Origin of the sequence: Oceanobacillus zhaokaii (genome assembly GCF_003352005.1) — a bacterium.
GTDB lineage: Bacteria > Bacillota > Bacilli > Bacillales > Amphibacillaceae > Oceanobacillus > Oceanobacillus zhaokaii.
Window position 1 is genome coordinate 1,481,707 of sequence record NZ_CP024848.1, and the last position, 20,853, is coordinate 1,502,559.

Below are 20,853 nucleotides of genomic sequence, written 5' to 3' on the forward strand. Positions count from 1 at the left end.
AACTTGTCCAGTACTTATTTGGACAAGTAATTATTAATTAGTGAGTTGGTTTATTTGAGAAGAATAAGCCAATTGTACCGGGACCAACATGTGCACCAATGACCGCGCCAATCATGACGATTTCGATATCATCAATATTGAGGTTGAACTTTTCACTTACTTTATTAGCAAGCTGGGTTGCACGTTCGAGATCATCACTGTGACAAATTCCGATTGTTTGATTCTTGAAATCAGTACCACGTTCTTCCATCATATCAAGCATACGACCAAACACCTTTTTAGAGCCTCTAATCTTTTCGAGAGGAATTAGTTTGCCGTCGTCCACATGTAAAAGTGGTTTGATTTTTAATAAAGAACCGACAAAAGCAGCAGTTTTACTAACACGCCCACCACGATATAAATATTCCAAATCGTCTACGGTAAAGAGATGTACCATATGTTCTGCCTGATAGGTAGCGTCATCAACTATTTCTTGCATAGATGCACCCGAATTTGCGAGCTTAGCTGCATGCAGGACAACGAGTCCATATCCTAATGATGCGCACTTTGTATCAACAATCTGGATAGGTGCCTCGGGATATTCCTCCAAAACCTCTTGAAGCATCATCTTAGCGGTTTGGTATGTACCAGAAAGCTGTGATGAAAACGAAATGTATACTAAAGGTTGATTCTTCTCAGCATAAGATGTAAAAATAGTTTTAAATGTTAAAGGAGAAACTTGAGATGTCTTAGGAACTTTGCCGTCTCGCATAGCATTGTAAACTGTTAAAGGTTCGATTGTAACTCCATCTTGGTAATCTTTTTCATCTAAATGAACAGTTAATGGTACCATTTCAATGTCAAATTCGTTATAATGTTCTTTTGATAAATCAGTTGCAGAATCGGCAAGAATTTTTACCGTCATCGTTACACCAACTTTCTATTTAAATTGTCATTATGTATCTTTTAGTTTAAAGCTATAAAGTTAGTTAGTCAAAGTATAGTCGTAGTAGGAGGAACCGAATCATGTTTATGATTGAAGCAAAACGGATTATTATCGTTATTATTGGCGCATTATTAAATGCTGTTTCATTAAACTTCTTCTTTATTGAAGCCAATGTTTATGCCAGTGGCTTCACTGGTGCTGCTCAGCTTATAGCCAGTGTTTTTCAGGATTTCCTTGGAATTGGCATAAGTACAGGGATATTGTTATTTGTGTTAAATATACCAGTTTTAATACTTGGGTGGTATAAAGTAGGGAAGGGCTTTACATTATATAGTATTGTATCTGTAATGTTTTCATCACTGTTTTTACAAATTATTCCGGTTTTTGCATTGTCTGATGATATTATTCTCAATGCCGTATTTGGAGGGGTAATCGCGGGAGCTGGTGTTGGGCTGACGTTGAAGCATGGTGCATCTACTGGTGGATTAGATATTATTGCAATGGTATTGTCACGCAAGAAGGACAAGCCTATTGGCAGCTTTATTTTAGTCATTAATGCAGTTATTATTGTTCTATCAGGAATTTTATACGAACCAGAAAATGCGTTATATACAATGGTTGCACTCTATGTAACAACACGTGTAATCGATGCGATCCATACTCGCTATGAAAAGGTTACAGCTATGATTGTAACGCATAAGCCTGAAGAATTACAGCAGGCGATTCATAAAATTATGGTGCGTGGGATTACAATTTTACCTGCAAAAGGTGCATACACGAAGTCAGAGAAAAGCATGCTCTATCTCGTGATAACAAGATATGAGTTATACGACTTAGAAAAAATTATTCAAGAAGTCGATCCAAATGCTTTTACAAACATTATTGAGACTGCTGGAATATATGGTGTCTTTCGAAGAGAATAGATTATGACAGAGAAGGAGAGCGATCATCGTGAAATAATCGCTCTCTTTTTTGTTCCTTATGTACTTTTTTAATAGTTAGAAAGTATATAAACTTTCTTAACGAATAAGTGCATTAACTCTGTCTCCAAAAGGCTGGGGAACCCCCCTAGATTTCTAATAACCGTGCTTGGCGATTACTTCTTGAATACTTGATGTAATGTTTTCCCATTCTACATCAAATTTCTTATTTACGGTAATAAAGTTTTGGTAACCAAACACGTTATCAACACCATCAAGCTTCATTAAATCATTTAGTATCGCATGTTCACTCGTGTCACCTGGCATGACAGATACACTATTTGTTCCTTCAAAGATAATACTATCTGTTGAAAATTTCATTGCATTTGGATTTGGTGTAGGTTCAATACGAACGCCCATAATAAATCCCTCCTAATCATACTTACTTCTATAGTAGCAGAAATAGTATCATTTAAAAAGTATTAAAGGGACACCCCACTAAAGAAATAGCAGGATGTCAGCTTGGTAAATCAGGATTCCCTGGGTATTTTGCTGGTTACTGTTTTCGCTCAGCCTCAGCCTCTGCTAAAGTGGAACGATATGGAAATCGTTCAGCATGCTTTTTAACAGAATCAGAACCTTGCTGCGTAAATCTTCTTGATTTACTTCCTTTTCCCATGATGATTCCTCCTTCGAAAAATACATCAATCGAAATGAAAAACAGTACAAATTTCCAATAGAAACCGCTAAGAGAAGAAGAGTGAACGATTTTCCGTTCATTACTAGTATTGGTTTTCTTCTTAATTTATAAGCATGGAAACAAAAGGTAACTAGTTTGTTTTGACGTTGAGCTTCAAATATTCCTCAAGGAAAATCCCAATTCCATTCTGCTCATTTGTTTTGGTAATATGCTTAGCAAGTTTTTTTAAATTGGGTATTGCATTACCCATCGCAACTCCAACACCAGCATAGTCAATCATTTCTAAATCATTATCCTCATCACCAAAGGCAATAATCCGGTCTTTAGGTATGTCATAATAATGGGCAATCTTCTGCAAGCCAACCGCTTTATTCATGCCTTTTTTAATAATTTCAATGATATTCCATGGTGCTCCCCAATTTCGGTGCTCAATAAATTCTGCATGGTAATCATCTAAATGATTTCTTAACATTTCTATTTGCTCTTCCTTTGGCAGAACTAAGATAGAAGTAGGATCCTCTTGTAATGTTTGTTTTATATTTCCGATTTTGAATGGTGGATCATCTGGTGACTCTTGGTAAATCTCGATGAGCTTTTCATCATATTGTGCAAGGTAGACATCATCGATTACTTCAGCAAGTATATTATTTACATTTAAATCGAAGCATGCATCAATGATTGCATGTGCTGTTCGTATTGGCATTGGATTATGCAGTGCATCCCAATTCTTATTTGTTGGGTGATGAAGCAGTGCACCATTAAAGTTAACCATAGGTGTTTTTAAACCAAGTTCATGATAGTAGTTAATACTAGAACGATGTGGCCTGCCTGTTGCAATGACAACAATATGCCCTTCGTCCATCGCAGTAAGTACTGTCTGCTTTGTTTGTGAACTGATTACTTTATTATCAGTTAAAAGTGTACCGTCTAAATCTAAAGAAATTAAATGTCTGTTTTTCATTTCATTCACCTCATAGCACTAAGTTTATAAGTCTAATGGTCAGATGTAAAGTAATATTAACCTGACTAGCGGGAAACAACTATAAAGTGATGGGAATGAGATATCAGGCGGATTCTTTGTGTGCAATTTGGTTTTAGGTTTGAAAGACCTTGGGACAGCTTTTTACAAAAACACCTTGTCTAGCTAAATTTAATAGTATATAATTACTTTATCAATTTATCACTTTACCGAGATGAAGTATTTTGAAGTGATTTGTTTCGTTTAAGAAAGTAGGGTGTTTCATAATGTTAGCTGAAAAAGTAGAGAATCAGGAACCAAACAATAAGGGAAAGTCAAAAATACCACATACCTTTATTATCTTATTTGGTATTATTGTTTTCTTAGCAATTATGACTTATTTCATTCCAGCTGGTGAATATGACCGAGAAACGAATGAAGATGGAAGAACGCTTGTTATAAATGGGACATATCATGCAACCGATGTAAGTCCAGCAGGCTTCCTGGATATCTTCACCGCTGTATTTGATGGAATGGTTCAAAGTGCAGATATCATCTTTTTATTGTTTATTGTTGGTGGATCATTTGGAATTTTAACAAGTACTGGTGCGATTGAAGGTTTGTTTAACAGGTTAATAACAAAGCTAAAAGGGAATGAAATTTATTTAATCCCTATATTAATAACGTTTTTTGCTGTCTGTGGGGCAACTTTTGGTATGGCTGAAGAGAGTATCCCATACTTAATTATACTTTTACCTTTCCTGCTTAAACTGGGATTTGACCGAATCATTGCAGTGGCTGCCCCCATGATTGGTACGGCCCTTGGATATGCGGGAGGCGTTACAAATCCATTTAATGTTGGGGTGGCACAAGGTATTGCAGAATTACCATTGTTCTCAGGAATGTTCGTGCGAATTGTTTTATTAGCAATCTTGATTATTATTACAAATATTTATGTCATGCGATATGCTAGAAAGATACTGAAAAGTCCTGAGAAAAGTCTTGTATATAGTGATAAACAATTAATTTCAGAAGATGAAAACCCAACTTTTAGTCATCAATTAACAAAAAGTAATGGAGTTATTTTGATTATTTTTCTTCTTACGATATTAATCATTCCTTTTGGTATCATCAATTATGGATGGTATATGAAGGAAATCGCTTCCCTATTTTTAATCATGGGTGTCATTGTAGGGATCATTGCCAAAATGAAGTATAATCAGATAGCCGAATCATTTACAAAGGGATGTAATGATATGGTTGTAGCAGCATTGGCTGTTGGTTTAGCGCATGGTGCAGTCGTCATCTTGGAAAATGCAAATGCGATTGATACGATCGTCTACTCGTTATCTGGTTTAATTGAAGGCCTTCCGTCAACATTTGCAGTAGCTGGGATCTATGGTGTGCAGAATGTTATCAACTATATTGTTAGTTCAGGAAGTGGACAAGCTGCATTAACGATGCCGCTCATAGCGCCGTTAGCTGATTTGCTTGAAGTAAACAGGCAAACTGCCGTACTGGCTTTTCAAATAGGCGATGGGATTTCCAATGCACTTACACCTACCAATGGTCAACTGATGGCCAGTTTGGCAATTGCTGGATTATCCTGGGTTAAGTGGGCAAGATTTCTTATTCCATTATTAATCATCCTTTATATTGTTGGTTTAATTTACCTTCTATTTATCCATTTATTTGTATGGGTTTAAAAAAGTTGGACTTGTAACTAGAGAGGAGAAAAAACGATGTACGATAGTTTACAAAAACTAAATGAGATACCCGTATTTCATTTCTTTTCCGAAATATCCCAAATACCGAGAGGCTCTGGAAACGAAAAAGAAATTAGTGATTACTTCGTCCGCTTTGCCAGGAAGCGTGAATTAGAAGTAATTCAGGATGAGGCATTAAATGTTATTATCAAAAAACCTCCTACAGCAGGATATGAACATGGACCGACAGTAATTATCCAAGGACATATGGATATGGTGTGTGAGAAAAATGTGGGAACAATTCATGATTTTAATAAAGACCCTTTAAAGCTACGAATCAAAGACGATATGTTATATGCGACAGATACAACGCTCGGAGCAGATAATGGTGTAGCGGTCGCGTATGCATTAGCATTACTGGATGCTGCGAATAAACCGCATCCAGCCCTCGAAATTGTCATTACGACAGAGGAAGAAACAACAATGAAGGGTGCATTATCCGTTGATCCTGGCCTTTTGGAAGGAAAAATTTTTGTAAATATTGATTCAGAGGAAGACAATAAACTGTTGGTCAGTGGTGCAGGGGGTTTACAGACAATTTTAGAAATACCGCTAATAGAAGAACCTACACATGAGGATTACGTGAGTTATAATCTATCGGTGAAAGGTTTAATTGGTGGACATTCCGGAATTGAAATTGATCAGGAACGAGGAAATGCGATTAAACTAATCGGACGCCTGTTGTATGACCTGTCGACTAATGTTAATTTTGTAATCCAACATGTGCGTGGCGGTATGGCATCTAATGCAATCCCTCGTGAAACAACCGTTACCATCGCTTTGCCAGAAGGTGAAGTCGGTCTATTGCATAGAGAAATACAAACATGGACGAATACGCTTAAAAACGAATTTGCTATTTCTGACCCTGATGTTTTCATTGAACTGAAGCAAGCAGAAGACTCCTTGTCGACATGTTTTTCAGAGGAAACAAAACGTAAGGTAATAACATCTCTCTTTGTCTTACCAAATGGAATCCAAAGCATGAGTATGGATTTGAAAGGGCTAGTAGAGAGCTCACTTAATGTAGGTAAAGTGGATACAACTAAAACCTCAATTATAATAGAAAGTGATGTAAGAAGTTCAGTGAAAAGCCGCAAATATGCGATTACTGATCAATGTCGATTGATTGCTGAAAGCTTAGATTGCAATTTTAGAGTTACTTCTGATTATCCAGAATGGCCATACAATCCTGATTCCGCAATACGCAAATTATTTGAAAAGGTATATTATGAAAGAGAAGGAAAAAATATTGAAGTTACTTCAGTGCATGCAGGGATAGAGTGCGGTATTTTTATCGAAAAAATCCCCGGATTAGACGCTATTTCTATTGGTCCCGATATTTTTGATGTACATACTCCAAATGAGCATGTCAGTATACCATCAATGTTGAATAACTGGGAATATTTCCTAGCCGTTCTTAAAGAAATGAAATAGATTCCATGCCTATGTTGGGTGGTAGTTTGAAAAAGAAATAAGTGTTTTAATCACAGAAACCCGAACGTTTAAACATTTTGCTGCGGATGAAATGCACGATAAAGTTGAGGCAATAGGGCCGTTACTGGCTGTTGATCTCCCACTTAGAATTTTCAGGTTTTTTCCTATTCTCGAAGTGGGAGTCTTACAGCCAGTTACACTGCGATAAAACAACCCTGTCTGTTTGTTTTTTCAACCAGCAGGGTTGTTTGCTTATTTCTTTTTCATTTGTTCCTGTGCCATCCTCACCATTTCTTTCACCATGTTTCCTCCAATTGGACCACCAACTTTCCCCGCTTGTTCGGAGGTTAGGTGTCCATTGTAGCCTTCCTTTAACGGGACTCCTTGCTCTTTTGCAACCTCGTATTTGACCGCATCCGGAATCCCATTGTCGATCATGTACCCTTTCGCTTTCATGACGCGTCCTTTAAACTCGCTTAACTCATTTTTTCCCATGTCATTCGCCTCCTTATGTTATAGGTTTTCCTGAATGCATAAGATTACGCAAGCGAATTAGGTATTTGCCTGTTTATCTAAATTCTTAATTATCAGTTACTGATGCTATCAACATCCTTGATGGATTATTTTGTAAAAATATCACCTACCAAAAAAGTATTTCCTTCAACCAATCAATCAAACAAAGAAATGCAAAAAGTTTTTATTGCAAATGGTTTCATACAAAGTGGAGTTGTTGAAAATTTGGATGAAGGAGATCCTGAAATAATTTATTTTAAATCAAAGTAAATTAACTTAGGAGCATTCTAGTGCAAGAGTTAAACAAGTCGATCATTAGGTTGATCGACTTTCTCTTCAAACAGTGTTTTTTGAATATTACAGTAGTATAGAGGGGAGAGTTATTGAACTAAGATGTCATTTTAATTCAATAAGCAACGTCCATTATCATTGATGACACGGAGTGCGAATAAGTTAATAGGTATTCACCTGTGTTTGCCTAAATGAATATCTTATTGGGAAGCTATTTCTAGGGGGAATTGGTGTGGGATATTATGTTACTGTAGAATCAGGCATAAAATTATATGTAGAAGATATAAATCCCGAGGGAAGTAAGAAGATAGTGTTTTTACATGGTTGGCCGTTAAGCCATAAACAGTTTGAATATCAATTTGATGTTCTTCCCTTTATGGGTTACCGTTGTATCGGTATTGACTGGAGAGGGTTTGGGAAGTCGGATAAGCCAATAGGTGGATACAATTTTGACAGATTGTCAGATGATATACGAGCAGTAGTTGATGTACTTCAATTAGATAATTTCACTCTTGTAGGTCACTCAACAGGTGGAGCAATTGCGATTCGGTATATGTCCCGACATAATGGTTACGGAGTATCCAACCTTGTACTAGTAGACGCTGCAGCCCCTATAGGATTTTCTAAAGAAACTGCAACTAGATTCCTTACTCAAGCGTTAAATGACCGCCCTAAGATGATGCGAGAAGTGACAGACAACTTTTTCTTTCAATATATAACAAGCTCATTCTCTGAGTGGTTTTTTCAATTGGGCTTAGAGGCAGCAGGGTGGTCAACGGCGGCAATCATAATTACACTAAGAGATGAGAAGCTTTATGCAGATTTGCAAAAAATACTTGTCCCTACCTTAATAGTTCATGGTGTTCACGACAAAGTTATTCCGTTTGCACAAGCAAATGAACTGAATCAACAAATAAAAAATTCACAGCTTGTTCCGTTTCATTACAGTGGTCACGGTCTTTTCTGGGAAGAACGTAACAAGTTTAACGAGCTATTAAGGGAATTTATTGGTTGATAGTCCTCTTCAACTAAATGGCGTTTAATCGAATAACCGAATGTATTAGTTTATCTTACTAGTTGAATAAGTTTAATTAAAAGAAGAGGTGTTTATTTGAAAACATGAACGGGGTGCACCAAAAAAACACGGTCTAATTAGTTGTATTTTTGGTTAATAGTGATTTCTTACTGTTTACTGGTCAAATGGATTTTGCTCCGTAATAGAACAATCGAGATGAGATTGTTGTATCGGCGGCGTCTTATTTCTTATTGAGCTAACTGGTCCAATTATGGAACAAGACGATCATTGAATTGATTGTCTTTTAATTTTGGAAAGATTGAAATATTATGCTAATATTGATTATTGCTAGAGGAGGATTTTGGTTAATTAAATCAAATGGAGTAGGTATCTACTTGTTTCGCAGTAAAAGAAACCGCCCTTCTAAAATGAAAACGAGTATTTTAGGGAAATCCATTGCAATATATCAGTTCAATACGTCGGGTAGTTTTTGGTATTAAACAGCCAAATGATTCAATCACCATAAAGGCCTGCCTCTAGAGTAAAAATTTCTTTCTACTCGGACAGGCTGTTTTAGAAGTATAGATATCTAATAAAAACCTTAAATTTTGATCCTAAATTACAAATGATTTTCTTGTTATTCTCCAGTTTCCTGGTCTAAGAAATTGCTAACTTCATTTACATAATCAGTAAGTGGATATGCTTTGTATAGACGGCTTGATGATCGGATGGGGTCTCCAAAAAAGTACCTTTCATATTGGGTTTGTCTCGTTCCAAATGAACTCATTGTCAGGTCCCAGGCTAATCTAAATATCTTCACTCGATCCTCTGCGTTTTTGGTTGCTGATTGAAGATATTGGTCGAGATCGGCTCGAATTGAGGAATTAAATGCGTTTTCAGTAGGCAGACCAACGAGTCCGCTAGCCCCAATTAATTGAATAATTTCAATGAAGCGGGGATAAATTTTAGGGAAGATGCTATTGGCAACCTGAAGCGGAACAATATTCGGCCGCATTGTTCCCCACTGGTCTAATGCTGCATCATTCTCAGACTTTTCTAACAGAGCCTTCATTGTTTCAAGTCCAATGATGATCTCTGACAGCTTTTCTTGAATATGTTGATACTCGCTCACGTTAATAGTCTGTACAAGAAGCTCAGCCAGACCTAAAATGAATTCTGTTTTGACAATTTGTCTGGTCACGACTTGATGGATCGTAAAACTGTTAAAAGAACTTTGGAATGAGAGATCTGCAGCTGCTATAGCATTGTCATAATAGAATACTCGATCCCACGGAACGAGTACATTGTCGAAAACAAGAATGGTATCCATTTCTTCGAATCGAGAGCTTAAAGGGTGATTAAAAAAAGAATCTCCACCAACAAATGACTCTCTGCAAATAAATTTTAAACCCTTCGCATCTGATGGAATGGAAAAAGCGAATGCTTCATCTTCATCTAGCAAAAATTTAGGAATACTAAAAACTAATACTTCGTCGGTTAATCCGCCTTGAGTAGCTAAGAGGCGTGCGCCTTTAATTACTATACCATCATCATTTCGGTCAATCACCCGGGCAGCAACAGGTTCTTCTTCAGATGATTCTAAATATGAGTCGGAACGATTTACTTGGGGTGAGACAAATGTATGGGCGAATGAAAGGTCTTTTTTCATCGCCAATTCATATAGGGATTGGAGATTTTCTGGAAAACAATTGACTCTTCCTCTTAATAAGGGAGAAGAAGAGGCGAAACTCATTAAAGCGGAATTGAGGTAATCGGGACTTCTTCCTAACAAGCCACCTGTTTGTCTGGCCCAGTGCTCACTGGCCTTTCGTCTTCTTATTAAGTCATCCTTCGTTTTGGGCTGCAAGAAGGAAAGCCCAACAGATTCCCCCGTTTCTGGTGAATGGAAAGTCATCTCATCTTTAATTTCAGAATCATGCTGCATATTATATAGGGCAGCCTTTGTCTGAAGAATTCCTTTGAATGCAGGGTGCTCAGAGATTTTTCCCTCAATCCTTTTCCCATCCAGCCAAATTTCAGTATCCAGCTGATTTAAGCGTTTAATATAATCCGTCCCATTAATAGCTCCCATAATAACACTCCCATATCCATTTACTTTTATCATGCAGGGTTATTTTTACTGTACTATTATATTAGTCCGGGTGTTTGCCTGTTCCTCCATTTGTAATCGGATAGACTCTTATTACACACAGCACAGCTATGGGATTTACAAGACATTACTGCCCAATAAACAAATCACTATCACAGCGGAATCTAACGGGACAGGGTATAAGAAAGATTATTTACAAAATGGTTTTCTTTATATATCGTTCCATTATAAGGATAAAAAAAGAAATCAAAAGGGGAAATGAATAATGAATTTGCAAATTACTAAAGAACTAAATAAAAAGGCTAAACAATATATTGATGATGAACTTTATAAGTTTAATTTAAAGCATTTGCCAGAAGATTTAGGAGGCAGGTACGAAGAAATCAATTTATTTTTGAAGGACGAAAATGGCTTTGTATTTGGAGGAATACTTGCTGAAGTGTGTTGGAACTGGTTAGAAATTCAAACCTTTATGATAGATGAGAACATACGGAAATTAGGTTTTGGAACTAAATTATTATTAGAAATTGAGAAAATAGCTATTGAAAAAGAATGTGATTTTATAAAAGTAGATACTTTGAGTTTTCAAGCACTGGGTTTCTATGAGAAGAATGGCTATCAAATGTTTGGGTGTCTAGATAACGTAGGGAGAGATTATAAACATTACTATCTTAAAAAGGATTTAAAGAATTTTTAATATTATAGAGGAAAAGATTTAAGTTTCTTCTATCACGAAATGGTGCCTTACCTAAATTAAAGCAATACTTCATCCTTCATCAGCTAAACTTGATCTCATTGTTCCAACCAGGCTGGCAAGATGTTTATAGAAGTAGGGGTCAAAAGTTCAGCTGACGGAATCTAGTCACACTGGTTCGATGTTCTACCCTGAGTTATTGACGGAATGCGAGAGGGTACGGCTGTGCCTGATTTTCCAGAGCTTCCAGAACAATTTGCTCCAGGGATTGATTAGGATGATTACCACCGTATTTTAAAACGTTTAAAAAGCAATATGTAAAAAACCTGTGCACCTAAGATTGCTAGCCGGATTACGTTCCTAATTACAGTACTATGGTGAGCTTTCCACGTTTCTTATAGTTGAGAACGTAAAATCATTCAGTGAAATAGGAGCCGAAATTGTTTCTGATAGTTCCCAAAAACTTGGTTTGACGATTAAGGTTTCGAGCCTTTGTCTCTTACTTACTTATTTAAAAGGTAATCTATTAATAAAAACAAAAACAGATGAGATCAAGCGAACAATATTGTAATTGCAAACGAACTTTTTCAGGTATTAAGCATTCCACCATTCTCAAAGAGTTAAGATAATTAAGAAGAGGGATTGCAACTATAATTTACTAGAATGGTTAAACGGCATAATGAAGAATTTAACTGTTATATTAAGCTTTAAGAGGCTTGTTCATATAAATAAGCCTCTTAAGTAAATAGTAAATCTTGTCTTTTATTTATTCAACTGGTGATAATTCACTTTCTGTAACCCATCTGTGATTTGTTACTTCCTCTCCACCAGTAGTGGGAACAAAATCAACCATATAGACAGTTGTTTCTTCCGCAGAATCAATTTCGGCGGTTGCGCCATTCATACCTTCCATATGATTTGCTTTTAGGATTACTTCTGTACCAGGTTCTAACGGTGCTTCACCAGGACTTTCTAATTCTTCGTGAATTACCCATTTATGATCTTTAATTTTTTCTCCACCAGTTGTAGGATTATAGGAAACAGTATAAACTGTAGTATCATAAGCACCAACAATCGTTGCTTCAGCACCATTCATACCTTCCATATGATCTGTTTCTATAATTGCTTGATTCCCAACATCATATGTTGGATTCTCAGCTTCTTTCACTCCTTCTGGAATTTCTCCAGAGCTGGACATATTCATTTCTGAATGGTCCATACCTTCCATGTCTTCATTTGTACTAGATTCCATTTCCTCTTCTGTGTTGGACTCAGTTTTGGTACCTGTGTTTTCTTCAGGATTCGTTTCTTCTGTTTCACTGGAACAAGCTGCCAATACAAATAACACGAACATAGAGACAAGTCCTACTATTAGTCTATACCTTTTCATTTTTACCATCCTCCACTACTATTATCAACACTACTTTACCCTGAAACCCTGCATTTTATATGCAAGTTTTCAGGGGGAATGATAGTCTATGAAAAACAAATTTAATATGGAAACCCTATTTATATAGATAAAAAATGGCTCAGGAGCTGCTATGGGTAACTTATTTACATATGGTTCATTTAGGCAACATTTTTACAAGCTTCTGCACATTTGAAGCAAGCATCAGCACATTTCTGACAGTGTTCGTGATTATGCTTTTTGCATTCGTTCCCACATGATTCGCAAATTTTAGCACATACGGAGGCTAATTCAGAAACAAATGGTGTGTTTTTTGATAAGGCCTGTTCTAAAAAAGAGCAAATGTCAGCACATTCTCTGTCCAATCGTATACACTCTGTCATCATCTTGATGTCTTCCTCTTTCAGGCATGCACCATAACAATGATTACACGCTACTGCACACTCATGTAATGACTGGATTAGTTCTTGGTGTTGTTCATGTGACATAATGATTAAATCCTCCTGTTATATTAATTTAATGTACAAAATATAAACTACCCGTTATTTATTCAATTAAACTAAAACATATAAACAGCAAACAGACTTCTATTGGGAATTTAAATAGGCAGTATTATTTGACAATAATACATTAGGGGGGTATAGTATAAATATAAAGTATAAGGAAGTGATTCATATGGATAAATTCTTACATGAACACCCAATTACTCCAAGAACGAAAGATGAACAACAAGCAATCATTAACCGTTTGAAGAGAATCGAAGGTCAGGTTCGTGGAGTTCAGAAGATGGTTGATGAAGATCGCTATTGCGTAGATATATTAGTTCAAATTAGTGCCATTCAAGCTGCACTTAAAAATGTTGGATTTTCTATTACTGAGCGACATATCAAACATTGTGTAAGTGATGCTATTCAATCAGGGGAAGGTAATGAAACAATTGATGAATTAATGAGTGTGATGAAGCAGTTTTCTAAATAAGGGGGGGCTATTATGAGCGAAATAAATCATGCAACACTTGGAATTACAGGAATGACCTGTGCTGCATGTTCCAGCCGTATTGAAAAAACTTTAAATAAAATGGATGGAGTAGAAGCACAAGTTAATTTAACGACAGAAAAAGCAACCGTAGATTATGATTCAGAGAAAACTTCCATAGAAGACATTACGAAGAAAATTGAAAATGCCGGCTACGGTGTTTTAATAGAAAAAACAGAATTAGATGTCTTTGGAATGACCTGTGCTGCCTGTTCGAATCGAATTGAAAAGGTATTGAATAAGCAAGAAGGGGTAAAGCTTGCAACTGTTAACTTAACAACAGAAACAGCATCCATAGAATATAACCCTGGACTCACAGATACGAAAGCATTAATTGAGAAAATCAAAAATGTGGGTTATGATGCGAAACCTAAAGCGGAAGCAGCGGAAAAGCAAACACATAAAGAAAAAGAAATTAAAAATATGAAGACAAAATTAGTTGTTTCAGCAGTGTTATCTGTACCGCTATTATTAACCATGTTGGTTCATTTATTTAATCTGACAATACCGGATATATTCATGAATCCTTGGTTCCAATTTGCTTTAGCAACACCAGTTCAATTTATCATCGGCTGGCAATTTTATGTTGGTGCCTTTAAGAACCTGAAAAATGGTGGAGCCAATATGGATGTATTAGTTGCATTAGGTACAAGTGCTGCCTATTTCTATAGTTTATTCGAAGCATTTAAGACCATCGGCAATCCCGAATATATGCCTCACTTATACTTTGAAACAAGTGCTGTATTAATCACATTGATTTTATTTGGTAAGTATTTGGAGGCAAGAGCAAAAAGCCAGACAACGAATGCCCTATCCTCGTTGCTTAATTTACAGGCTAAAGAAGCTCGCATTATAAGAAATGGTCAAGAAATTATGATTCCAGTTGAGGAAGTTGTCGTTGGTGACTGGCTGGTGGTAAAACCTGGAGAGAAAATACCAGTTGACGGTATAGTTATAAAGGGAAGAACATCTGTCGATGAATCGATGATTACTGGAGAATCTATCCCAATTGAAAAGGATGTTGACGCGACTGTTATCGGTTCGACGATAAACAAAAATGGCTCGATTCAAATGGAAGCGACAAAAGTAGGTAAGGATACTGCCCTTGCATCGATTGTGAAAATAGTCGAGGATGCACAAGGATCGAAAGCACCAATTCAACGACTAGCTGATGTTATATCTGGCTATTTCGTACCGATAGTTGTAGGAATTGCCATTCTAACATTTATTGCATGGATAGTGTTTGTAGAGCCTGGTCAATTTGAACCTGCTTTAGTCGCAGCAATAGCTGTACTTGTTATTGCCTGTCCTTGTGCTTTGGGGCTTGCAACACCAACATCCATTATGGTTGGTACGGGAAAGGCTGCAGAGAACGGAATTCTTTTTAAAGGTGGAGAACACCTAGAAAGAACGCATCAGTTAGAGGCAATCGTTCTTGATAAAACAGGTACCATCACAAAAGGTAAACCTGAAGTAACAAACTTTACAGGTGATGAGGAAGCATTACAGTTACTTGCAAGTGCGGAAAAAGGTTCAGAGCATCCACTTGCAGAAGCAATTGTTGCTTATGCAACGGAGCATGATATTGATTTATTTGAAGTAGATAGTTTCAATGCTATACCTGGGCAAGGTATCGAAGCTATGATTTCAAATAATACTATTCTTGTTGGTAATCGGAAATTAATGCAAGAGTGCCAAATTGAAGTTGGTGGTGCGGAACAAGAAGTGGTCGATTACGAAGTGGATGGAAAAACTGCTATGCTAATTGCTATTAATGGTGAGTATCGAGGAATTGTTGCTGTTGCAGACACGATTAAAGAGACAGCACCACAAGCGATTAGAGAGCTAAAAGAGCAGGGCCTGGAAGTTATCATGTTAACAGGAGATAATGAGAGGACTGCCCAAGCAATTGCAAAACAGGTTGGCATTAATCAAGTAATCGCCCAAGTATTACCTGAAGAAAAAGCGGATAAAGTAAAGGAAATTCAGGTTAAAGGTAAAAAAGTTGCAATGGTTGGAGATGGGGTAAATGATGCACCTGCATTAGCAATCGCTGATATTGGAATTGCAATTGGTACAGGAACAGACGTGGCAATTGAAGCTGCAGACGTTACAATTCTTGGTGGTGAACTATTGCTCATACCGAAAGCAATTAAGATCAGCCATATGACGATTAGAAATATCCGTCAAAACCTCTTCTGGGCATTCGGCTACAATATAGCAGGAATCCCGGTTGCAGCAATCGGACTGCTTGCACCATGGATTGCAGGTGCAGCAATGGCATTAAGTTCGGTAAGTGTGGTTTCTAACTCACTTCGCTTAAAACGAGTGAAACTATAGACTAATTTAAAGGAGGTGAATGGTTATGGAAAAAACATTAATGGTACAAGGCATGTCATGTGGCCATTGCAAAGCGTCAGTAGAAGGTGCATTAAAAAAATTAGATGGTGTATCAGCTGCTGAAGTTAATTTAGAATCTAGTAATGTAGAAATTACTTATGATGAAGCAAAAGTTTCATTGAAAAATATGAAAGAAGCTATTGAAGAACAAGGCTATGATGTTGAAGCCTAGAATATCAAATAAAAGGCTGGTTTTCTTTTCGGAAAATCAGCTTTTCATCTTAATTTTCTTCTTAATAGTGTCCAATGAATTACTGCTTCCATAATAGATGTAAAGCAATATTAATTTTACAATATTTGCATCTTTTGTAACTTAGCATTTAAAATAGAGTTATACATAACTTAAGGAGAGAAGCATAGTGATTGGGATAATAAAGGAGAACGTAAATTCCATACCAAGTTTGGTTGTAGTTGATTCGAATAAGAAAAAAGAAGCATTACCAATGATTACTTATTTTCATGGATTTACGAGTGCGAAGGAACATAATTTAGATATCGCATTTCTACTAGCTGAAAAAGGTTTTCGTGTTGTACTTCCAGACAGTAAAATGCATGGAGAAAGAGACACAACAACATCAATCATTCAAAGGACAATCGGTTTCTGGGATATAGTGATGCAAAATGTAAAAGAACTTTCAGAGATTCGGGATTATTATGAGCAGAAAAAGCTCATCTTAGATGGTAGATTTGGTGTAGCCGGAACGAGTATGGGAGGAATTACAACCTCTGCAGCATTGACACAATACCCTTGGATTAAAACTGCAGCCGTCCTAATGGGCTCTCCACGAATAACGACGTTTGCTAAGCAATTAATTAATAATTATAAGAAGGTAATGGATCTTCCAGTTACAGACGTGATGATTGAAAATTTATATGTACAGCTTGAGCATTATGATTTATCGACACAGATTGAGAAGCTGAATCAACGTCCAGTTTTATTTTGGCATGGTGATAAAGACCAGGTTGTGCCGTTTGACCATTCGTACTCGTTCTATGAAGAGGCAAGGAAGCTATATGACAAACAAGAAAATATCAAGTTTATTAAAGAAATAAATTGTGATCATAAAGTAAGTAGACATGCTATTTTGGAAACGATAAAATGGTTTGAACAGCACCTGTAAACTGAAATAATTTATATCGTTTATTAAAAAGCAAAAATATGGTTAAATAGAAACAAGAAGGTAAAGAGGAGGTATCGTAATGGATGCAGATTTAAAAGAAAATATTATGGGTGCGCTCGAGAACGTAATTGACCCCGAGCTAGGCATCGATATTGTAAACTTAGGACTAATCTATGATGTTGAATTAGATGATGAAGGATTTTGCACCGTATCCATGACCCTTACAGCAATGGGATGCCCGCTTTCAGCTCATATAGAACGAGATGTGCAATTTGCATTAGCAGATATTCCTGAGATAAAGGAACTGAAAGTAGACATTGTTTGGAGTCCGCCATGGAGTAAGGACAATATGTCACGCTATGCGAAGATTGCTCTAGGAATTCCAGATTGATCAAGGCTCTGCACTTAACGCAGGGTGCAAGCTAGCAAATAAAGAGTAAGCGAGGATTCGATTATCCAAGCTTGCTTTTTTTTTTGAATATATTCCTTTTATTGATGTTGTGGCGAGATTGCCGTGTCCCGATCCACCTCTAAAGCGTTAACAATATATTTCCTTACTTCCTTAGTCGCTATTCAGGCGCTTGCGCATTTATTTTTGTAAGGTAATGTTCCGCCGGGCTATTCACCATTTATTTGGCTTATGAATAGGCTAGTTGGTGAGGAGGATGAGTTTATGACGTCTATTAATGAACGAGAACAAATGTATAATTTATGTAGAGATCATGTGCATGCTTATGTATATGCAGAATTACAGGATGGTAGAGCAGTTGATGGAATTATTACAGGGTTAGATGAAGAGAACGTATATTTAGCAGTTCCGATTGAACATAGTCAGCAAGAACAAGGTCAGCATGATGATAATCGCTTCTTTGGCTACGGATTTCCAGGCTATGGTTTTGGCTATCCAAGAAGAAGGTTTAGTCGATTAATCTTGCCACTTACAGCCTTAGCAGCAATAAGTTTATTGCCTTGGTATTAATAATAAACCCTTGCCATATCATGTAACAGGCAAGGGTTTATTATTAAGGGTCTAGTCTTTTTTCTCTTTTAAAATACCGTCACCCATTACAAATGCTGCAATTGCTAAAAATGCAGCAAGCAAAAGCCCGTCGGAAAGTACAAATGGCTCTCCACCCATGCTTGTTAAAACAAAAGCAATGGCTAAGCTGACAACGGCAGACCAAAAGATTGTCATTATGTATCGCAAAAATAACACCTCGCAATTTAATATCTAATCATAGTATAGCATGTTTTTATTCGCTTACATACTATTTATAGATTTTAATTAGCTCAATTGTTGTTGTATGTTGATATTAAGTTAACTACGAACTAGGAGCAATGTGTTCCTTCCTTGACAATCGCTTTCCGCGGACAACGCGGTCTGCATCGGAAGAAGACCCCCCAACGGATTTTCAGTCGTTGCTTTTCCGCAGGAGTCTACTGTCCTTCGCTTCAATACAACGGCGATAAGAATTAATGACATAGTATCTTATAAGATAAAGTTAACCCTACAATCTCAGCGGAAGAAATACACGAAGACTCCTGCGGGAAGAAGAGCCTAGGTGAGACTCTGAATTGCTTCAGCACAAAGAGGCTCACCAGCTCCCCGCGGAAAGCGAAGTGTATTTCTGTAGCGACAGCCAAGGAAACAAATATCATTCACAATTAGTTAGTAGAGAAGAAAGTATTATAATTTTTTCATTATATTAGGGTAGCTATTAGCTATGGCTATCATCTTAAAGATGGTGTCAACCATTTTATAAATACTGCAATTTTTTAGTGAAAATCTTTTATTTCGATAAGGAGGATTGTCATGTCAGTCTTGGTAATTAATTGTAATCATTGGATTGGCTATCATATAGTAAATACATTACTTAATCATGATTATTTGGTTGAGGGGATAGAGAGTGAAATAGAACATGATGATTTATCGATGTTTTTCGGAAGAAATAGTTCTTTTTCTTTTTACAATAAAGAGGAGATGAAACGGTATGATACATGTATTTGTGTTGGAGATTATGAACATATGGAAACAATTCACGCCGATCGTATCATTATGATTAATCCTCAAAAATCATATAGAAAATTAAACCCGGATAGTATTACTACTTTACTTGCATCACATCTATTCGGGGAGTGGATGCCTATGACAGAAAAAGGATATTATCGTAATCAGGAATTTATAGCATTTCAGTCAAATGAATTTATAGAGAATGCAATTTATATCGAGGATTTTTCCGAAAGATTAATACATTGCTTACAATCAGGCAATCTACCTTCTAATATCGAAGTAAAATCAGAACATAGTAACGGAAAAGAAAGTAAAGAGAATGGGGATTCGATTTATATTTGTTCCAGTCTTCAGTTAGAGCAGAGGATGACAGCACTACAGAAACAGTACCAATTAATTAAGGAAAAGAATAAATAATAGATAGAAAGAGTAAAATCAGGGCATAGATAGAGGGTAGTCCACCACATGCTTACAAGAAAATATAAAGTATGCCTTCATTTTTTTACTTGCCATTTACGGTTTTATCCATTAAAATTAGTACCAAGTCATAATATTAGATAATAGTTATTTTAAATATAAGGGGTTGTAAATATGGGCGCAGGTATTTTAGGTACTGGTCATTATCTTCCAACAAGAGTGTTAACCAACCAAGATTTAGAGAAGATTGTCGATACGAATGATGAATGGATTCGGACAAGGACTGGAATTGAAGAGAGAAGACTTGCAGAGGATGATATCGATACATCAGATATGTCCTATCATGCTGCACTTGGCGCATTGGAAGAGGCGGGTGTATCTGCAGAGGAAATCGATCTTATTCTAGTTGCAACTGTAACACCAGACACGCCATTTCCATCTGTTGCATGTATGATTCAAGACAAATTAGGTGCTACGAATGCAGCAGCAATGGACATTGGTGCTGCATGTGCAGGGTTTATGTATGGATTAATCACGGCTAAACAATTTATTGAAACGAAGACATATAAGAAAATCTTAGTAGTCGGTGCCGACAAGCTTTCGAAAATTCTCAACTGGGAAGACCGGACTACATGTGTCCTTATGGGCGATGGTGCTGGAGCAGTTGTAGTTGGTGAAGTTTCAGAGGGCAAAGGGATATTATCCTTTGAACTTGGTGCAAACGGTGCTGGCGGAAAATATCTTTATCAAAATGAACTTGATCAACTTGTCATGAACGGACGTGAGGTTTTTAAATTTGCTGTTAGGCAAATGCCACAATCGACTATTAATGTCGTTGAAAAAATAGGACTAAGTAAAGATGATGTCGATTATTTAGTACCACATCAAGCGAATATTAGAATAATGGATGCCGCACGCGAGCGTCTAGGTATTTCTGAGGACAAAATGGCAACAACAATTAGGAAATTTGGAAATAATTCATCCGCATCGATTCCTATGGCTTTATCAGAATCGGTTAAAGATGGTAAAATAAAAGACAATGATTTAACCGTGTTGGTAGGCTTCGGTGGAGGTCTTACTTGGGGTGCGGTTGCAATGCGTTGGGGAAAATAAGCAAGATTTCCTATGAGGAGGA

At 36.8% G+C, this 20,853-nt stretch carries 22 protein-coding genes and 1 pseudogene; 14 read left to right on the forward strand and 9 right to left on the reverse strand.

What is annotated here, in order from left to right; translation table 11 throughout:
• Positions 1-37: 37 nt before the first annotated feature.
• On the reverse strand, positions 38-904 hold the full coding sequence (locus CUC15_RS07460) for a DegV family protein (RefSeq protein WP_114916055.1): 867 nt from the start codon (positions 902-904) through the stop codon (positions 38-40).
• A 101-nt stretch (positions 905-1,005) separates the two neighbouring features.
• Here CUC15_RS07460 and CUC15_RS07465 point away from each other — a divergent pair, with 101 nt between their 5' ends.
• Positions 1,006-1,848, forward strand: coding sequence for a YitT family protein (locus CUC15_RS07465; protein ID WP_114916056.1), 843 nt, complete (start codon positions 1,006-1,008; stop codon positions 1,846-1,848).
• A 153-nt stretch (positions 1,849-2,001) separates the two neighbouring features.
• Here CUC15_RS07465 and CUC15_RS07470 read toward each other — a convergent pair whose 3' ends face one another.
• From CUC15_RS07470 to CUC15_RS07475, 3 genes are all read right to left on the reverse strand, one after another.
• Positions 2,002-2,265, reverse strand: coding sequence for a NifU N-terminal domain-containing protein (locus CUC15_RS07470; RefSeq protein WP_114916057.1), 264 nt, complete (start codon positions 2,263-2,265; stop codon positions 2,002-2,004).
• Positions 2,266-2,401: 136 nt separating this feature from the next.
• A complete protein-coding gene (locus CUC15_RS20625) occupies positions 2,402-2,524 on the reverse strand; it encodes a hypothetical protein (RefSeq protein WP_278309203.1) in 123 nt (40 codons plus the stop codon).
• A gap of 151 nt (positions 2,525-2,675) precedes the next feature.
• On the reverse strand, positions 2,676-3,506 hold the full coding sequence (locus CUC15_RS07475) for a Cof-type HAD-IIB family hydrolase (RefSeq protein ID WP_114916058.1): 831 nt from the start codon (positions 3,504-3,506) through the stop codon (positions 2,676-2,678).
• Positions 3,507-3,790: 284 nt separating this feature from the next.
• Here CUC15_RS07475 and CUC15_RS07480 point away from each other — a divergent pair, with 284 nt between their 5' ends.
• Both CUC15_RS07480 and CUC15_RS07485 read left to right on the forward strand, forming a co-directional pair.
• The gene (locus CUC15_RS07480) at positions 3,791-5,209 is read left to right on the forward strand and encodes a YfcC family protein (RefSeq protein WP_114916059.1); all 1,419 of its coding nucleotides are present in this window, start codon (positions 3,791-3,793) and stop codon (positions 5,207-5,209) included.
• Between the two features lie 36 nt (positions 5,210-5,245).
• Positions 5,246-6,703 carry an aminoacyl-histidine dipeptidase gene (locus tag CUC15_RS07485; protein WP_114916060.1) on the forward strand — a complete coding sequence of 486 codons (1,458 nt, stop codon included), beginning with the start codon at positions 5,246-5,248 and terminating at the stop codon, positions 6,701-6,703.
• A 252-nt stretch (positions 6,704-6,955) separates the two neighbouring features.
• Here the strand turns inward: CUC15_RS07485 and CUC15_RS07490 are convergent, their stop codons facing one another.
• Positions 6,956-7,198 carry an alpha/beta-type small acid-soluble spore protein gene (locus CUC15_RS07490; RefSeq protein WP_114916061.1) on the reverse strand — a complete coding sequence of 81 codons (243 nt, stop codon included), beginning with the start codon at positions 7,196-7,198 and terminating at the stop codon, positions 6,956-6,958.
• Between the two features lie 108 nt (positions 7,199-7,306).
• On the opposite strand from CUC15_RS07490, the pseudogene CUC15_RS20420 reads away from it, so the two are divergent.
• Together CUC15_RS20420 and CUC15_RS07500 are read left to right on the forward strand one after the other, a co-directional pair.
• Positions 7,307-7,486: pseudogene (locus CUC15_RS20420) on the forward strand (GNAT family N-acetyltransferase); the annotation flags it as partial.
• Positions 7,487-7,739: 253 nt separating this feature from the next.
• Positions 7,740-8,522, forward strand: coding sequence for an alpha/beta fold hydrolase (locus CUC15_RS07500; protein WP_114916062.1), 783 nt, complete (start codon positions 7,740-7,742; stop codon positions 8,520-8,522).
• A gap of 637 nt (positions 8,523-9,159) precedes the next feature.
• Here the strand turns inward: CUC15_RS07500 and hpaB are convergent.
• Complete coding sequence (hpaB, locus tag CUC15_RS07505) at positions 9,160-10,614, reverse strand: 4-hydroxyphenylacetate 3-monooxygenase, oxygenase component (RefSeq protein WP_114916063.1); 1,455 nt, start codon at positions 10,612-10,614, stop codon at positions 9,160-9,162.
• 283 nt (positions 10,615-10,897) lie between these two features.
• Between hpaB and CUC15_RS07510 the strand changes: the two genes are divergently transcribed.
• Positions 10,898-11,329 carry a GNAT family N-acetyltransferase gene (locus CUC15_RS07510; RefSeq protein ID WP_114916064.1) on the forward strand — a complete coding sequence of 144 codons (432 nt, stop codon included), beginning with the start codon at positions 10,898-10,900 and terminating at the stop codon, positions 11,327-11,329.
• Positions 11,330-12,092: 763 nt separating this feature from the next.
• Here CUC15_RS07510 and CUC15_RS07515 read toward each other — a convergent pair.
• Positions 12,093-12,716, reverse strand: coding sequence for a YdhK family protein (locus CUC15_RS07515; RefSeq protein ID WP_114916065.1), 624 nt, complete (start codon positions 12,714-12,716; stop codon positions 12,093-12,095).
• A gap of 179 nt (positions 12,717-12,895) precedes the next feature.
• A complete protein-coding gene (locus CUC15_RS07520; protein WP_114916066.1) occupies positions 12,896-13,222 on the reverse strand; it encodes a four-helix bundle copper-binding protein in 327 nt (108 codons plus the stop codon).
• Positions 13,223-13,409: 187 nt separating this feature from the next.
• On the opposite strand from CUC15_RS07520, the gene CUC15_RS07525 reads away from it, so the two are divergent.
• From CUC15_RS07525 to CUC15_RS07550, 6 genes are all read left to right on the forward strand, one after another.
• On the forward strand, positions 13,410-13,712 hold the full coding sequence (locus tag CUC15_RS07525) for a metal-sensing transcriptional repressor (RefSeq protein WP_114916067.1): 303 nt from the start codon (positions 13,410-13,412) through the stop codon (positions 13,710-13,712).
• A gap of 12 nt (positions 13,713-13,724) precedes the next feature.
• Entirely contained in the window at positions 13,725-16,109 is a 2,385-nt protein-coding gene (locus tag CUC15_RS07530) for a heavy metal translocating P-type ATPase (RefSeq protein ID WP_114916068.1), read from the forward strand.
• Positions 16,110-16,134: 25 nt separating this feature from the next.
• Entirely contained in the window at positions 16,135-16,341 is a 207-nt protein-coding gene (gene copZ / locus CUC15_RS07535) for a copper chaperone CopZ (protein WP_114916069.1), read from the forward strand.
• 187 nt (positions 16,342-16,528) lie between these two features.
• On the forward strand, positions 16,529-17,290 hold the full coding sequence (gene yjfP, locus CUC15_RS07540; RefSeq protein WP_114916070.1) for an esterase: 762 nt from the start codon (positions 16,529-16,531) through the stop codon (positions 17,288-17,290).
• 79 nt (positions 17,291-17,369) lie between these two features.
• Positions 17,370-17,681 carry a metal-sulfur cluster assembly factor gene (locus CUC15_RS07545; RefSeq protein WP_114916071.1) on the forward strand — a complete coding sequence of 104 codons (312 nt, stop codon included), beginning with the start codon at positions 17,370-17,372 and terminating at the stop codon, positions 17,679-17,681.
• Positions 17,682-17,963: 282 nt separating this feature from the next.
• A complete protein-coding gene (locus tag CUC15_RS07550; protein WP_114916072.1) occupies positions 17,964-18,269 on the forward strand; it encodes a hypothetical protein in 306 nt (101 codons plus the stop codon).
• Between the two features lie 51 nt (positions 18,270-18,320).
• Here CUC15_RS07550 and CUC15_RS07555 read toward each other — a convergent pair whose 3' ends face one another.
• On the reverse strand, positions 18,321-18,497 hold the full coding sequence (locus CUC15_RS07555; RefSeq protein WP_114916073.1) for a DUF2929 family protein: 177 nt from the start codon (positions 18,495-18,497) through the stop codon (positions 18,321-18,323).
• 606 nt (positions 18,498-19,103) lie between these two features.
• Between CUC15_RS07555 and CUC15_RS07560 the strand changes: the two genes are divergently transcribed.
• On the forward strand, positions 19,104-19,718 hold the full coding sequence (locus CUC15_RS07560; protein WP_114916074.1) for a hypothetical protein: 615 nt from the start codon (positions 19,104-19,106) through the stop codon (positions 19,716-19,718).
• Between the two features lie 174 nt (positions 19,719-19,892).
• Positions 19,893-20,831, forward strand: coding sequence for a beta-ketoacyl-ACP synthase III (locus CUC15_RS07565; protein ID WP_114916075.1), 939 nt, complete (start codon positions 19,893-19,895; stop codon positions 20,829-20,831).
• The last annotated feature ends 22 nt before the right edge of the window (positions 20,832-20,853 follow it).

What these genes read in the sequence shown, in the direction of transcription:
- CUC15_RS07460 (WP_114916055.1), bottom strand. Translation starts at nt 904, where the DNA reads ATGACGGTAAAAATTCTTGCCGATTCTGCAACTGATTTATCAAAAGAA.
- CUC15_RS07465 (WP_114916056.1), top strand. Translation starts at nt 1,006, where the DNA reads ATGTTTATGATTGAAGCAAAACGGATTATTATCGTTATTATTGGCGCA.
- CUC15_RS07470 (WP_114916057.1), bottom strand. Translation starts at nt 2,265, where the DNA reads ATGGGCGTTCGTATTGAACCTACACCAAATCCAAATGCAATGAAATTT.
- CUC15_RS20625 (WP_278309203.1), bottom strand. Translation starts at nt 2,524, where the DNA reads ATGGGAAAAGGAAGTAAATCAAGAAGATTTACGCAGCAAGGTTCTGAT.
- CUC15_RS07475 (WP_114916058.1), bottom strand. Translation starts at nt 3,506, where the DNA reads ATGAAAAACAGACATTTAATTTCTTTAGATTTAGACGGTACACTTTTA.
- CUC15_RS07480 (WP_114916059.1), top strand. Translation starts at nt 3,791, where the DNA reads ATGTTAGCTGAAAAAGTAGAGAATCAGGAACCAAACAATAAGGGAAAG.
- CUC15_RS07485 (WP_114916060.1), top strand. Translation starts at nt 5,246, where the DNA reads ATGTACGATAGTTTACAAAAACTAAATGAGATACCCGTATTTCATTTC.
- CUC15_RS07490 (WP_114916061.1), bottom strand. Translation starts at nt 7,198, where the DNA reads ATGGGAAAAAATGAGTTAAGCGAGTTTAAAGGACGCGTCATGAAAGCG.
- hpaB (WP_114916063.1), bottom strand. Translation starts at nt 10,614, where the DNA reads ATGGGAGCTATTAATGGGACGGATTATATTAAACGCTTAAATCAGCTG.
- CUC15_RS07510 (WP_114916064.1), top strand. Translation starts at nt 10,898, where the DNA reads ATGAATTTGCAAATTACTAAAGAACTAAATAAAAAGGCTAAACAATAT.
- CUC15_RS07515 (WP_114916065.1), bottom strand. Translation starts at nt 12,716, where the DNA reads ATGAAAAGGTATAGACTAATAGTAGGACTTGTCTCTATGTTCGTGTTA.
- CUC15_RS07520 (WP_114916066.1), bottom strand. Translation starts at nt 13,222, where the DNA reads ATGTCACATGAACAACACCAAGAACTAATCCAGTCATTACATGAGTGT.
- CUC15_RS07525 (WP_114916067.1), top strand. Translation starts at nt 13,410, where the DNA reads ATGGATAAATTCTTACATGAACACCCAATTACTCCAAGAACGAAAGAT.
- CUC15_RS07530 (WP_114916068.1), top strand. Translation starts at nt 13,725, where the DNA reads ATGAGCGAAATAAATCATGCAACACTTGGAATTACAGGAATGACCTGT.
- copZ (WP_114916069.1), top strand. Translation starts at nt 16,135, where the DNA reads ATGGAAAAAACATTAATGGTACAAGGCATGTCATGTGGCCATTGCAAA.
- CUC15_RS07545 (WP_114916071.1), top strand. Translation starts at nt 17,370, where the DNA reads ATGGATGCAGATTTAAAAGAAAATATTATGGGTGCGCTCGAGAACGTA.
- CUC15_RS07550 (WP_114916072.1), top strand. Translation starts at nt 17,964, where the DNA reads ATGACGTCTATTAATGAACGAGAACAAATGTATAATTTATGTAGAGAT.
- CUC15_RS07560 (WP_114916074.1), top strand. Translation starts at nt 19,104, where the DNA reads ATGTCAGTCTTGGTAATTAATTGTAATCATTGGATTGGCTATCATATA.
- CUC15_RS07565 (WP_114916075.1), top strand. Translation starts at nt 19,893, where the DNA reads ATGGGCGCAGGTATTTTAGGTACTGGTCATTATCTTCCAACAAGAGTG.